12 protein-coding genes and 3 pseudogenes are annotated in these 14,521 nt (G+C 42.7%); 8 read left to right on the top strand and 7 right to left on the bottom strand.

Annotated elements, in window-relative coordinates; translation table 11 throughout:
- Positions 1–87: 87 nt before the first annotated feature.
- From NSS94_RS13410 to abc-f, 4 genes are all read right to left on the bottom strand, one after another.
- Positions 88–1,185, bottom strand: coding sequence for a GerAB/ArcD/ProY family transporter (locus NSS94_RS13410; protein ID WP_029517853.1), 1,098 nt, complete (start codon positions 1,183–1,185; stop codon positions 88–90).
- A gap of 29 nt (positions 1,186–1,214) precedes the next feature.
- Entirely contained in the window at positions 1,215–2,441 is a 1,227-nt protein-coding gene (locus NSS94_RS13405; protein WP_029517852.1) for a Ger(x)C family spore germination protein, read from the bottom strand.
- Positions 2,442–2,453: 12 nt separating this feature from the next.
- Positions 2,454–4,070, bottom strand: a complete 1,617-nt coding sequence (locus tag NSS94_RS13400; protein ID WP_029517851.1) for a spore germination protein — start codon at positions 4,068–4,070, stop codon at positions 2,454–2,456.
- A gap of 937 nt (positions 4,071–5,007) precedes the next feature.
- Positions 5,008–6,495: a ribosomal protection-like ABC-F family protein gene (gene abc-f / locus NSS94_RS13395; RefSeq protein ID WP_341039431.1), complete on the bottom strand. Its 1,488-nt coding sequence runs from the start codon at positions 6,493–6,495 to the stop codon at positions 5,008–5,010.
- Between the two features lie 825 nt (positions 6,496–7,320).
- Between abc-f and NSS94_RS13390 the strand changes: the two genes are divergently transcribed.
- The 5 genes and pseudogenes from NSS94_RS13390 to NSS94_RS13375 all read left to right on the top strand — a co-directional run bounded on the left by NSS94_RS13390 (position 7,321) and on the right by NSS94_RS13375 (position 8,925).
- Positions 7,321–7,632, top strand: coding sequence for a phage holin family protein (locus tag NSS94_RS13390; protein ID WP_256026039.1), 312 nt, complete (start codon positions 7,321–7,323; stop codon positions 7,630–7,632).
- 11 nt (positions 7,633–7,643) lie between these two features.
- Positions 7,644–8,042, top strand: a pseudogene (locus tag NSS94_RS26255) (glycoside hydrolase family 25 protein); the annotation flags it as partial.
- Between the two features lie 124 nt (positions 8,043–8,166).
- Positions 8,167–8,367 carry a stalk domain-containing protein gene (locus tag NSS94_RS26250; protein WP_397376019.1) on the top strand — a complete coding sequence of 67 codons (201 nt, stop codon included), beginning with the start codon at positions 8,167–8,169 and terminating at the stop codon, positions 8,365–8,367.
- A gap of 2 nt (positions 8,368–8,369) precedes the next feature.
- Positions 8,370–8,777, top strand: a complete 408-nt coding sequence (locus NSS94_RS13380; RefSeq protein ID WP_245231630.1) for a phage holin, LLH family — start codon at positions 8,370–8,372, stop codon at positions 8,775–8,777.
- Positions 8,758–8,925: a hypothetical protein gene (locus NSS94_RS13375; RefSeq protein WP_245231631.1), complete on the top strand. Its 168-nt coding sequence runs from the start codon at positions 8,758–8,760 to the stop codon at positions 8,923–8,925. The genes NSS94_RS13380 and NSS94_RS13375 overlap by 20 nt, the downstream gene beginning before the upstream one ends.
- Before the next feature lie 103 nt (positions 8,926–9,028).
- On the opposite strand, the gene NSS94_RS13370 is transcribed toward NSS94_RS13375, so the two are convergent.
- Positions 9,029–9,880: a hypothetical protein gene (locus tag NSS94_RS13370; protein WP_341039430.1), complete on the bottom strand. Its 852-nt coding sequence runs from the start codon at positions 9,878–9,880 to the stop codon at positions 9,029–9,031.
- Between the two features lie 324 nt (positions 9,881–10,204).
- Positions 10,205–11,014, bottom strand: coding sequence for a hypothetical protein (locus NSS94_RS13365; protein ID WP_245231633.1), 810 nt, complete (start codon positions 11,012–11,014; stop codon positions 10,205–10,207).
- A 230-nt stretch (positions 11,015–11,244) separates the two neighbouring features.
- Here NSS94_RS13365 and NSS94_RS13360 point away from each other — a divergent pair.
- Positions 11,245–12,592: pseudogene (locus tag NSS94_RS13360) on the top strand (helix-turn-helix domain-containing protein).
- A 442-nt stretch (positions 12,593–13,034) separates the two neighbouring features.
- Positions 13,035–13,268, top strand: coding sequence for a hypothetical protein (locus NSS94_RS13355; protein WP_208332704.1), 234 nt, complete (start codon positions 13,035–13,037; stop codon positions 13,266–13,268).
- A 35-nt stretch (positions 13,269–13,303) separates the two neighbouring features.
- Here the strand turns inward: NSS94_RS13355 and NSS94_RS13350 are convergent, their stop codons facing one another.
- Positions 13,304–13,795 (bottom strand): hypothetical protein, encoded by a 492-nt coding sequence (locus NSS94_RS13350; RefSeq protein ID WP_069012688.1) that lies wholly within the window; start codon positions 13,793–13,795, stop codon positions 13,304–13,306.
- Positions 13,796–14,003: 208 nt separating this feature from the next.
- Here NSS94_RS13350 and NSS94_RS13345 point away from each other — a divergent pair.
- Positions 14,004–14,428, top strand: a pseudogene (locus tag NSS94_RS13345) (NucA/NucB deoxyribonuclease domain-containing protein).
- The last annotated feature ends 93 nt before the right edge of the window (positions 14,429–14,521 follow it).

Here is a 14,521-nt window from a genome sequence, read left to right as displayed (position 1 = left end):
CATCAGTAAGTTCTTCAACATTAGTCATTAGAGAATCCAATGTGGCTAAGACAAAGAAGAAATTAGACAGTGTTGAGAAGGCTATAGCTAACTATAAGTCCTTCTCTTTTTCTTCCGAATTAGCATGGTCAGGAAAAGGAGGACAGGCAGAGCAATCTGAAAGATAGGCCAAACTCGAACCAAGGCTACATGAAGACCGAACCACAAAAATTCGGTTAACCTAGAGGAGAGAAACGTAAGGGCGTATATGATGATACTTAGCAACAGTAAAGCAGGCTTATATCTAAAGGGGGTTATCGTTTGAAGCCCAATGACGGCACCAAACATAAAACCAGCCGTTTTGATTCCGATTCCAATAAATAGAATCATCGAAAACAGGACATCAGCTCTCTCAACGATCTTCGGTAGCTGAATTAGTTGTGTAACCTCAAATAAGGGATAGGTGCTTGATGCTGCCCATTCCGGACCTAAAACCAGGATTGTTAGTTCATTCATTACAATAAGGAACACAGCAGTGATCCAGTAAACAATGACGATTGACCGCTGTAATTTACGTTTATCCGTAACAATCTTGAACAGCACAAGAAAAAGAACCGTCTGCCCGAAGGGAAAAGACACGATCTCGGGAATGGCAGCCTTCACTACGGGAGTTAGACCATTCTCCAATACAGGAAATAAAAATTCAAAGTGAATGAGTCCTGTAAAAGGAGTAAGCAATAATAAAATGCCATAACCAAAAACCAATAGAAGAAGGAAGATATGACATAGAAGGAACCAGACCCTCGGTCCAAACCACACTACATCGGCACAGACAATTAACGCTATAAACGTAATAACTTCGGTAGGAGTTCTGTTAAGTAATGTCAATGCGCCGAGCTCACCAATGTCCCTGACACTCCTGGAAGCTTCATAAGCAAAGTAACTGATGAACAGAAGACCACCCAGACTACCTATCCATTTTCCCCAATAATGGCATAGGAGCTCGTACAAATCTCGATGTGGATCAAGTTTATGCATGTATAAATACATGATTAGCAAGACGAAGCCTACAAGTGCGCCGATCAGCATGGCTAGCCATGCATCCTGCTTGGCTGTAGCTCCCAAGAGGAATAAGGTTGTACTGCCAACCTGAAACAAGGAAAAAGCGATAGCTAACCCGGATACCCTGGTGACGGTTTTATTCATACTTTTAAAGCCCCTTTATACAAAATGGGTTAGGTTTGACTTCCGATATGCTTCTGTAGGAGGCCAGGACGCTGAATCCGTGCATCCACTCGAATGTCCAGTTCTATCTTCTTGAATTCCTGATCCCAGTCTTTTTTCACCGTTCCCCACTCCCTTGGGAACCTCCGGTGAATCCGGTCAGCAAAACCAGTTGCGTCTACACCAAGTTCCTGAAGTTTAGCCCAGCCCTTATTTATCGTACTGGTCACTTCTTTTGCAATCTCTTCTTCCAGATCATGTATGGTCTTCGTCTTGGAAATATCCTTAGTGCATGTAGTTTCATTTAAAGTCCCATTAATTTTCACTCCAACCTGCATAGTGTAATGAGAACTGGTTTTTCTGGGTGTAAGCTTTACATTAGCAGAGTTTACTAGTATGGAAGAGTACATTTCCCTACCGGGCTGTTTGCTGCATGGGAACGAAATTTCGCTGTTGTTAATCTTTTGAGACAGATAAGATACACCCAGACTCTCTTCCTTGTTGAGAAACCCTTTGAGCTTTCCTTTTTGGAATACCGCCAATTTAGTCAATGCCAGTTTGAGCGGGGCCGAGGTTTTTTTGAAGACATCCAGACTCTCTGCTTCCTTCACATCCTGATAGTCCCCTTCTCCGGTCAACTCGGCGACCGGTACTCCAATAGATTTGGAATCCGAGTTCATGCTTAATACGAAATCATAAACCCTAACTTTCGGAAACACCGATAAAATATCACTCTCTTTGTCGACTAATTCAGCCATGGCGACGCCTTGAAGTTTTTCAGGCGGCAGTAATTTCTTTAATAGATCGGATGCTAAGCCGTCCGTTACAATCATAGTTACCATCTCCCTTGCTTCCGTATTACGAAGATAAAAATCAATTAAACGGTCCATTCCTTTCTCAGCCGCTCTCTTACCGATAAATACAACACGATTATGTGCTATGTAGATTTGTCTTGATGTTTTTAAATTGCTGTACGATAACGCCTGGTTATAGGTTTTGGACTTTACTGAGAATACATGGGATGCCGGTTGAGAAGACCCTCCCGTTCCTCCTCCGGTACCACTTGCAAGGGCGGAGGGAATAATAATCTGATAGGACATCATCCACTGTCCGTCGTCCATCATATCTACTCCTGTAGCCGCAGTTACCCACAGCTCATTCAGTTCGACTCGGTTCCAGCAACCCGCCAAAATGAATAATATGACCAAGGCCAAAATAAATCTACCTAATTGGGACATATCGGTTCCTCCTTACGCCATGGGATCTCGGCTGTGTTCCCCCGCTTGTTCTGCAAATGATTCCTGTTCCGTTGCCTGTCTTACTGGATTGACATCCCCAATCATTTTCGGCCGTTTCTTCATCTTCCACCAAGGTACACGCACAAACAGGTCTTTCATATTGCTCGTATAGAAAGGTGCGAGCGGCATCATATAAGGAACGCCGAACGAATTCACAGATACTAATCGAACGAGGATGGGAACCAAGCCCGCCAAAACGCCGTATAATCCAAATAAACCCGCTAACAGCATTAGTCCAAATCTGAGCAAACGAACAGCCCCCGCCATATTGATCGCAGGTAGTACAAAGTTGCAGATAGCTGTGAATGAAACCACAATCACCATAGCTGCAGAAACCAATCCCGCCTGTACAGCAGCTTGTCCAAGAACCAATGCCCCAACGATAGAGATTGCAGGCCCTACGGCGCGCGGCATTCGTACTCCTGCTTCGCGAATAACCTCAAAGGTCAGCTCCATTAGCATTGCTTCAAGCAGGGCTGGCAATGGTGTATTCTCTCTCTGCGCAGCCAAAGTGATGAGCATTGTTGTAGGCAGCATTTCCTGGTGAAACGTTGTTGTTGCAATAAAGAATGAGGGTAATAGCAATGCCAAGAAAAAGGATGCCATTCGAACGATTCGAAGAAAAGATGCCAGATCATAACGTTGGTAGTAGTCTTCACTGGATGCGATGAACCGAAAAAAGGTTACAGGAGCAATCAATACAAATGGAGTCCCATCAACCAATATCGCTACTAACCCCTCAAGCAAGCTGCCTGCTACAGTATCCGGGCGCTCAGTGTTATATATGGTTGGAAAGGGGGTCCATACCCCATCTTGAATAAATTCCTCGATATATCCACTTTCGAGAATACTGTCCGTGTTAATGGAATCTAATCGTCTGGAGATTTCCTTAACCACCTCTGGATCTGCAATGCCTCGAATATATGCCACCGATACCTTCGTCTGCGTGTATGATCCGATAATTCGAGAATCAAAGTGGAGTTCAGTTGATTTGATCCTTCTCCGGAGGAGTGCGATATTGGTGGATATATCCTCTGTAAACCCCTCTTTAGGACCGCGAATTACTGTCTGCGATGTTGGCTCCTCAACCGCTCTTTTAGCCCCCCCGCTCATAGAAGCAGCAAAGGCCTTGGTGCTGCCTTCGACAAGGAGAACCACCTGTCCATAAAGAACGGCATGGATAAGTGCTTTCTCATTTTTAAGGCAAGTGATGCCCCCAATAGGAATACGATCCATCAACCAACTTTCAACATTACGATCGGAGAGATCCCCATTTCGAATACCTGCAGTAAGTTCCTCCAGCAGTGTCGTTAAAATTTGCTGATCAATCAGGCCTTGAAGAAAACCTACAGCGAGAACCGGATTGCCCTGTTTATCGTTCAAACAACGAAGAATGAAATCCGTGCTATGTCCTATTTCCTGCTTCAGCAAGGTCACGTTGTCCTTAAGCGTGCCACTCAGTTCCTTGGATAACTCAGTCGATTTTTTATCATTAACTGGTTCAGAGCTCGTGCCATTTTTAGATCGTGAAGGCTGCTTAAACAGCCATTTTTTTAACTTGTCAACCATAGCAATACAGTTCCCTTCTAGATAGCGGTTAACTGTAATATGTTTCTATTCCACGATTTATATGTACACACCTTCCAAAAGATGTTTTTATATCAATTTATTTCAACTATGTTTACAATAGTAGAAGCTTTTTTAGTGGCATACGGCAAAAATTGTTGGCCGGTATAGACACAGTCTAAGAGAAGGGCTTGCGGATGTCGTTTTTGTATTGGATGGATTCGTTGTAGCCAAAGACCTTCATTCAGAGTTTTTAAAAGATGAGTCATTTCGAATGGTGGTATCTCCAGATCATCTGCTGGCATCTCGTTCCTCATTGATTGTTGATGACTTTCACAGAGAACAAATTTGGTTGCTTTACCATAGGATTTACCGGATATATCATTTTCTGCGCAAATGCTCTGGCATCGGGAAAAGTGGATTTTCACATCGTTGGCTGCTCTAATACATGTTGCAAAGAATGAATTAAAATCAAATGAAGCATCTGGCTCATAAGAGGAGCACTTGCGAAGTTATTTAAAGCACAAAAAAGTCCTCCGGAAATCACCATTTAAAGATATTCTTGCCAGATGTCATTTTTCGTTGGCTACCGTGAGGGAGGCAGAGCACTTAAATATTGCTTTTTGATAGCTGTCCACTTGACAGGGGTCGCTTCAGTTTGGAGAGGTTTTTACTCTTTTATAAGGGGAGACGATATTATGGAAGCAAAACCCGCTGTAGAATAATATAGCTCTCAGTCTTAGTGAAATAACTATTAGAATGCCCCCAATAGAAAGAATCGGCAGCCATGGATAAGAAAATAAAATAAAATCCTAGACTGCCGATGTTCTATTGAACTCTCGTGTCCCTTAAGTTCAATCGCTTCCCTTTTCATAAAAGTTGTTGTGCAAAGCTTTCTGCCGTTTAAATCATGTCTTACTCCAAGTCACTTTGTAAATTTCTAATCTCCACCGAGTTCAATCGTTTTCGTGGCGACACGGTCATGAAATTCCCGATCATGTTCCACGAATACAATGGTCGGCGTGTACTCAAGCAACAGCTCCTCAATTTGCATCCGGGAAATCACGTCGATAAAGTTGAGCGGTTCGTCCCAAATATGCAGATGAGCCTCCTCACATAGGCCTCTCGCGATTAGAACCTTCTTCTTCTGCCCGCCGCTAAACGCCGATATATCCTTCTCAAACTGGATGCGGGCGAAATCTAGCTTACGTAACACGGCCTTAAATAAGCTTTCGTCAATTCTGTGCTCTGCTGCATAATCGGAAAGCGTTCCTCGCAGATGAGAAGTATTCTGGGATACATAGGAAACGCGAAGCTGCGGCTCCCGCTGAAACGTACCTGTATAATGTAGCGTCTCATCGTTCAGCAGGCGAAGCAAGCTAGACTTACCTGAACCATTTGGACCTGAAATTGCAATCCGATCTCCTGGTTCGATCGTCAGACAAATGTTCTTGCAAACCGCTCTTTCCCCGTAGTAAATCGTGACGTGATCCAGCATAGCCAGTTCCGATTTGGGATACACGAGCTGAGAGATCGCAAGGCTTTCTGACTGTTCGATATTTCGGAGCAATTTCGATTTTTCCTCTAAAGCGGCGTGTTGCCGCTGTTCGATGGATTTCGAGCGTTTCATCATTTTCGCTGCCTTATGCCCGACGTATCCCTTGTCAAGCTTGGAGCCGGAGTTTCGTGTGCCGTTCTTCGATTTTTCGGTCTCGAAAGACCAGCCGCTAGTACGTTTAGCAGAAGCAGATAAACGCTGTATGTCTTTGTACAGCTTTTCGTTTTGTGCCATTTCGAACGTATCTTGGCGAGTTTTGTTCGTCCACCAACTGGAGAAGTTGCCTTTTTGGATTTCGATATTCGTTTTGTTGATCGATAGAATATGATCCACGCAGCGGTCGAGAAAAGCCCGGTCGTGTGAAACAAGAATAAAACCGCGCTTCGTATTCAGATAATCGGCGACAAGCTTGCGTGCGTGCAAGTCGAGATGATTGGTCGGTTCGTCGATGAGCAGAAATCGATTGTCTTGGATGAATAGCACGGCCAGCAATACCTTCGTCTGTTCCCCTTGGGACAGCGATTCGAATGGCCGGTACAACACGTCTTCTGAAATCTTAAGCAGGTTCAGTTCGCGCATCAACTTCCAGCTCTCATAGCTTGGCACGATCTCTTCGACGACGTCTAAGGTCAAATACTCCGGGTGCTCGACGGGAAACGGAAAATAATCAAAGACGACTGGTGTGGAGATCGTACCGCTGTATTCGTATTTCTCCTGCAACAGGTTTAAGAATGTCGTTTTCCCCCGACCGTTTCGCCCCGTAAAGCCCAACTTCCAGTCTGTATCAATTTGAAAATGAACATTTTCGAATATGGGGTCATAGCTGCCTGGATAGGCAAAAGTAAGATTGGTTACCTGAATGGCGGGCATGGCAGTCATCCTTTCGTTTGGAAATAAAAAAGAGCCGCAAGAAAGGTGCTATCTTGCGGCTCTAATCCATACGAGGAAATACGGCCCCATTTCAAGGGGCCGTATGACTGTCCGGAGAGGGAGCGCAAACGAAACGCAGACCTTTCTTGCAGAGATGAATAAAACGACCACAGCCGATCGCTGAGTCCGTTCTTTTCGTGATCTCAAAGCAAGAAAGTTCTACATGTATCCGTTCAACTCCCGTCATCAAATTACATCCAGTTTATCACAATAGTAATTTAACTACAACCTGCGTAGCCCTGTTAGGCTGAAGCCTCGCGTAGTTCGACATGCTCCTTAGATTGATTACTGTTATTTAACTATCCTGCTCGTTCGTATTAGGTTGATAACATATAGGTTTTTAAAATACCTAGCGTTATAGCAGCAGAACCAATTTAATATTTAAGTATGGAAGGTCTCTGATAACTCAGGGGCTTATTTTGCGTCTTGAGGAGGTGATGAAACCCATGGCAAAATAAAGTCAACATGGATATATACAACTGGATCTAACAAGACCAGTTGAAGAATTGACTGTTAGTCATTTCTGCTGTCATTGCTTCACAGCCAGCAGGCCGGAAAGAAAAATACTTAAAGGATTGGATATAGCAATAGGAAGTGCATTAGCATAGATACAGGCCCAAGAAGAAAAAGATCAGAAACCAAACGATGATAGCCAAGGAAAAGTTTCCTGAACGGAGAGACGGGGGAAAGAAGGTTGGATGAGTGGGAGATTTTTAAATTTAGTGCCACTTTAGGTAGTAGCGCGGTAACGTATTTCTACGGTGGGTGGTCGGGAGTATTGGGGGTGTTGCTCGAAAGGTATTTATTTTTATAATAGTTGCTGTATCTCATCTAATTAATGGCGTCTTAGGCGATTCGCATCTTTTCCGGGATGCAGTCGCCTATTTTTATATGGCAAATGAGCTGATTGTTGAAAATGGCGGCAGGCTTGGTGCGCCAGTCCCGTCGATCATTCGGCAGGCTGTGGAAGTTTTAAAGAGTAAAAGCGGAGAAAAGGAAGGTGGTGGGGAAAATGCAGATAAGCAAAAAAAGGTATCGCACAGGGAACGACGTATCTCGCTATCAAGGCAATATTGATTGGAACCTGGTCAAAGCGGGAAGCGCGACATTTTGCTGATGTGGTGGATCAGGTAGGCGGTGCAAAAGCGCTGGACCTTCCTGCGGTGATGGATTATGAAAACAACCCCGGCAAGCTGTCCAAAACGCTTATTACTGTGGCGTTGGCCTTCCTGATCAAGCTGGAGCGGATTACAGGACGTAAGCCCATTATCTATACGGGCAATGCATTCGCAGCTAATTTTAATGCTTCATTAGGTGGCTACCCACTATGGATAGCCCGTTACAGTGAAACGCGCGTACCGAGCGATACAGTGACGTGGAAACGTTGGGATATTTGGCAATACAGCGATAGTGGCAAGGTATCCGGGATAAAAGGAAACGTGGACCTGAACGAATTTGATGGAACAACGGACGAGCTGCGTAAATCGATTTGGCGTTATTGTCCCTGGACAAGAGACAGAATCCGTACATCCGGCACATTCCGCGTAAACGGTAAAGAAGCGGGGGAAAGCCCTTCTATATGGCTCCAGAACCTATGTACCGCTGCGGTCTTTGGCAAATGCCTTGGGCGTGTCTTATCGTTGGGACAATACCAGCAAGGAAGCCTATTTAAATGGGTCCAAGCTGCAAACTGTCCAACTTGTAGAGGGTACAGCGTATGTGCAACTCAGACCAATTGCTGATGCTTACGGTACAGTAGTGTCATGGGACCCAAAAAATAAAATTGCAACATTAACGAGAGGGGATAAATAATCATGCAAACAATTATCGAAACTGTACAGCCTTATGTTAATACCAATGTCACAGCCGCTGCTGGTGTAGTACTTACAGCGTTTGTTTTAGGAGGTCTGAACAAACTCAAGACTAAGGTTAACGTGTGGATAGAAGCGCGTACAACGGCAGCGCAACGTGAAGTGATTCATAAAATTGCTGGAGAGAGTTTTGCTCTTGCTCAAACAGCATTTAAAGAAGCTGGGGGAGAACGCAAGCTTCAGGAGGCTTTGCAGTATGCTTCACTTACTCTTTCCAGTCAAGGTATTGTAGTATCCCAAGTAGAGTTAAAATCTGCGATTGAGAAGGCATATCTGGAGTATAAGGCCAAAACAAAAACGGTACTAGCTACTGAAGAACAGCCAAACGAGGATGCAGTACAGGCCAGTTAAGGAGGCTTTATCTGGTCTGGCTGCAAAGCTTAATGATTTCTTGGCTCAGGCTACGGCAGAGGTATCATCCGGTCAGATTCAGACTGCAACTGAGTCTATTCAAGAACCAACAGAATCAGTACAAGCGCCTGCTTTGGAGCAAGGATAATACGGCTAAAGTTACAAAGTAAACACTAAACAGATAAGGAAAGCCGGAAAGATAGCGTAACTTGCTCCTTTCCGGCTTTTTGGCATGTTGCTAATCAGAGCAATTACTTGTTCAGCAGCATGAAGTTATTGATGAAACCCTCTTCTTGTATAAAGATGGGGGTTTGAATTTTCGATGTGAAATCATAATAATATACGCCGCGCCCTTCCTCCTCATTTTTCTCAGAGGCGCTACCCAAATAGTAGACACCCTTGCCGTCGGGGGACATATAGACAAATTGGCGGGTTAAAATAGGCAACTTTATTTTGGTACGTTTACCTGTTGCAATATCAACCAGACTATACTCGGGTTTGCTGTGATTAGTTAGATTGGTAGTTACGAGAAGTAGTTTATCATTACTGCTGGACATTGATGATATTTTCTCTTTTCTCAGTGTGATGATAGAGCGTTCTTGCTTGGTGACGCTATTGATTTCTGTAACCTTGTTGTCCGGAGGGGCCATGATGGTTTGTGTTCGGTTTGAGATGACTCTTTGTTTCTCGTGCTCCTTATCTGAATACTGTGAACTGTAAATTGTTTTTTTGTCTGGATTATAGGTGATAGACCAAGTGGTAGTATCATCCTGATTTTCATCATGCATAATTTGCATGGTACGGGTTGCTTTATTATAGAACATAGTTTTAAGTATCCGCTCTCCTTTTTTGACCGCAACCAGGACGAGGGGGCCGTCTGGAGTAGTTGGTACAATACGATTGATGGCAAACAAATTATCGGTAAGCTGTTCGGTTTTTTTCGTAGTCAAGTCATACGAAAATAATTGGTCTCCCTTATCACCGACATCAGCAGAATAATAAATTTTGTGATCAGGCAAGGATACCACAGAAAGCGGGTATTGAGAGGTATACGGAACATCAGCCAGCTTGGTTATTTTTTTACTGCTTAAGTCGTACGTCATAACTCGCATAACCATGCCTTGATATGCGTTCTTCCCATTCACATATTCTGTATAGGTCATGGATAGATATTGGCCCTGACCGGCTAGAGCTGTCTTTTCCCCTGATTGGGTTTTTTGGGGTACAGCAGATTCTGCTGGTGGGGTAGAAGAGGGGGAGCAGGATGACAATAAAGCTGGCACGAGCAGGGAAAGTATAAAGAATTTGTAGCGGCGTGTTCTCAAAACGATGCATTCCTTTCTGAAATAAGTGATGAATCAAACTGAATATAATGCGAAAGGGGAAAAGGATAGGAACGAGACCCTATCCTTTTTGCTATAAAGATATTAGAAATTATAGGAGTATCTACCTGAAAATGAAGTATACGAATGCCATGTTAAACCTAGATCCTCTACACCAGTTTTCCAAATATCAACGATTGCATCTGGAAGAGATCCATTGTCAGCTTTATTAAAAGTGGCTACGATATCATTATCAGTATTCCTTACCCGAATTTCTGTCCCAAACTCGGGATTATCAATGGCCCCTTTTGTTGCGCAGTCACCTCTTCGGAGAGTATTGCCATTCTCACCTTTCTGGTCCGTGAAGTTGGTTCCTCTCCCTGTGCCTATAACAGAGCCATGCTTGTCTCCACTAATAGAAATTACATTATTAGATGCTCCGTATCTGTAATCCCCAGCTGGGTTTCGTGTTCCGCGTGGCAATGCATTAAGTCCATAAACATCCGAAGATAGTCTATTTTCTTTTGGCAGGATAATGTCCTTGATAAGACCTTCACCATCATAAATTACTTTTAGTCCAGGTTGTGGGGCAGGGTTTTCAATATGGTATACGGGCCGGGGTGTCTTGTCTTCTTCGATTTTCTTAATCATTGCTTCTTCTTTTTCCGATTCAATTTGTTGTTCAGCAGTAAGTGGGGCAATAGCGGCTGGAGATTTTTCTGATTCAGGTACAGGAGTCCCTTTTTCCACTATAACCATATTATTGTTATCATCGTATTGAATGATGGTATCTGCTAACATGCGGTCAGGTATTTTATCTCCTTTCTCAGCATGGGAGATAGCTGGACTGACGACTCCCCAAGAGATGAGTAGCGTTGCAGCCAGAAAAGCTCGTGGTAGAAACTTTACTTTCATAACAAAATGCCTCCTTGAAATATTTGTAAATACATAGCCAGCGTAAAGGACTCTACTGATATTGTCAACCTTTTTATGGCATATATGAATATATTTAATAGATTCGTGATGGGTGGGTATAGGCTTGAAATGAAAAAAAGGAAGGTTATTGACAACTGTTAAATTATGATCAACAATTGGATGCAATAATATAAAAGTTTTGGGATTTCTGTGTGAAAGGTGGATATGACATGAAGCATACACCTACGATTCGGGCGGAATTAGACAGATACCTACAACAAGAGGGATTGAGCATAGCACAATTTGGGCAACTTGCAGGCATGAATAGGGGGGGCGGTGAGTGCCATTGTGTCAGGAAATAAGTCTATGTCTGTTAATCAGATAGATCGCATTACCGAGGCTATGGGTTTACCTGAGGGCTATTTTTACGACTTGTTTATAGAAAACTTCATCATCGATTATCCTCCGAATATGAGGCGAATTGAGCCATTTTTGTTTCGATGTGCGGAGTTGGACAAGTTAGATGCGATCCGTCGAGTGGTGGGAGCCATCATGGACAATCTACTGTATTCACCCAAGCTATTTGAAATTGCAGAGGAATTGCTGGAGCAGGGAAGACATGCGGCTGCATTGTTGCTCTATGAGGGGGTAGCTGAAGCGGAGAGGTATCAACATTCTGAACGCCTAGCCATCTGTCAATATCGTATGTTCAAGATTCAGATTAGAGATGATCAGGAAAGAAATTTACAAGCAGCGCTCCAGTTTGAGTCATATGTCAAACGTCTCGACGCTATAGACCAGTTAGATGCCTTTGTAGATTTGGCTAATGTATACCGATCTTTGCGTAAATGGGAACGGGTTGAGAAAGTTGCTAAAGAATTAAGAGCTTTAGGCGAAGCGCAATATTCTATGGCACACTCTCTTAAAAGAGAACGAGGTAAGATGCCTTTGCGACCATTATTCTTTTATATAACATTCAGTGGTTCACTTATTGGAGGCGCTAACTATGAACAAGGAAACTATGAGTTAGCATTGCAAGCAGCCTATGAATCTTGTGACTTGGATTGGGTTAAAGAGAACGATGAAGAAACATTGCGCTGGAAAAATTTATTTCGGGAGTGGGGCCAGGCTAATGTGTATTTGGCCAAGCTTATGGCTGGAGATATAGAAGTACTTCCCTTATATACTGATCTCATCTCAACAAATAGAGAGGAATTACTACCAGGCTTGTGGAATATAATGGTTGTAGCCAATCGTTATAAGTTAAATGTAGACGGTCTTCTAAGTCAATTTGAGTGGGAAATATCCAACATACATGATCAAGAAGGAAGACAAACTAATGACAAGCAGAATATTAATGATCAGCTTGTTGGCCTTTTGAGTGAATTAGCTGACTATTATTTGACCAAAGGTCAGTACAAAAAGGGAATTAGTTACTTATTAGATTGTATGAGAATATCCACTATAGTCAATAATGAGCACTCTATTCTTCGTTGCGTCAGAATGTTTGAACGTTGTCGGCAATTTGTCTCAGATGAAGTAAAAGTGCAATATCGTAATTTAGTGGAAATGGGGTAATAGTATGAATCGCTTAATTAAAGGGCTGTTCGCGACTACTTTTTTATTGGTGTTAGCAGCAAGCGCACAAACAATGAGTAGCCAAGATTTAATTATGCCAAAGACTGTCTCTAACGGCGGTATCTCAGTGTTTGGCTGGCATGTAGGAAGTTAGAGCGTTTGTATAAATAGTATGGAGTGTTTGTTCATATGCAGTCTAATAATTGAAAAGGTGTGGATGAACAATGTTAAAAAAAATGGCTCTGATGATCGTCGCGGCTAGCTTTTTGTTAATTGTTACTGTACCTATTCACTCGCATGGCATAGAGCCTCAAGTACAGCATGAAGGGGCTTAAACGTAAGTAAAGCAAATCCCCGCTACCCTTAATTATTGGTAGACGTGGATTGTCTTGTTGAAGGAATTAACATACCATTCACCGAATAGCTATTTGAGGTGATCAGCATGAACCATACATATAAAGTGTTAAAGTCGGATATCGAACTATTTGCAGCTTCGTTAAACCAGGTAAGAGCATATGTAGTACAGCCGTTGGGCGAGGGTTTGATAAATATCGTGGATTACGGTGGAGCAGCGGAGAAGATTACACCGGAGTCGATCAAGATTAACGGATCTTATTTCTTACGTAAGCAGTTTGAATTTAGAGTAGATGTGAAAAAGGACTCCGCTGGTATGTAACCAGTATGGAGTCCTTTGTTATTATTGTAATTCTACTAGCGGTATAAACGGCCATCACCAAAGACATTACTAACTCCACCATAATTAGTGATTACTATTTTATATGTTCCTTCTGGCACATTGGTAAACGTCCTGATTGTATTTGTATTTGTGAATGTTCCGTTTATAAAAATGCTTTGTGAGTAATCACTTGATTGTAATGTGTATTGAATTACAGGACTATATTTTGAATCAGCGGTTCTTTGGTGGACGGATATGTTGACGTCGCCTGATCCATTAATTTGGAATGGTGCACTAGCAACCTCATTAGCCAAGTTTGTAAATGTGAATGTTTTTATGATGCCTGCAGCACTTAAGGTTTCCTGGGTTGCATCATTAGAGAATTGTAAACTCGCTTGAGGCACTACTTGATTAGATGAAATCGTGCTTTCTTGCTGAGTTATTTCTGTAGATCCGGCTGATACACTAGGCGCTAAAGCTCCGAATAACAAGCCAACAGAAAGAATAGTAGGCAATGGTTTTCTCATAATAAAACCTCCCATTTTTTTATTTCAATTTACATATTCCACTTAGTTTTATCATTATCCTTTTATATAACTGTGATTGTTATGTGAACTCAAACGTATAGAACGGCAGTTTGTAATATAGTTATTTATTATGCGACAACATGCACGATACTTCGACATAACTCTTCATTTAGTATAGAGAAGATTCAAATTACTATGGAGGTGTCATATGATCAGAGGAATCGCGCGAGGATTAATTGTATTTTTACTGGCGGCTATCTTTTCCGTACAAGGCGTCTATGCTGAACCGGCAGCAATCAGCCAACAAGCAGCTGGATATACGTTGGAGTTTCCAAGTTCACGGTATCCTGAAACCGGAGCACACATAAGGGACGCTATTGTAGCCGGACATTCTGCGGTATGCACAATCGACCGTGATGGAACTGAGGAAAATAGGAAGAGTCGCTCAAGGGCTATCCAACTAAAAAAGGATATGACCGCGATGAATGGCCAATGGCAATGTGTGCAGAAGGTGGCGCAGGCGCTGATATTCGATACATAACCCCTAGTGATAACCGGGGAGCAGGATCATGGGTAAGTCACCAGTTAGATAAGTATGTTGATGGAACAAAGGTGAGATTTATAGTGAAATAAAGATAAGAGACTCTAACGGTTCGCTACCAATAGAGTCTTTTTTATATCCAATAAAAAATAAATATGCAAAAATATAGAACATATTTATAGATA

This window comes from Paenibacillus sp. FSL L8-0644 (genome assembly GCF_038008165.1).
GTDB lineage: Bacteria > Bacillota > Bacilli > Paenibacillales > Paenibacillaceae > Paenibacillus > Paenibacillus polymyxa_D.
Note: the sequence above shows the minus strand (reverse complement) of the source record. Positions and strands in the feature narration are given on the sequence as shown.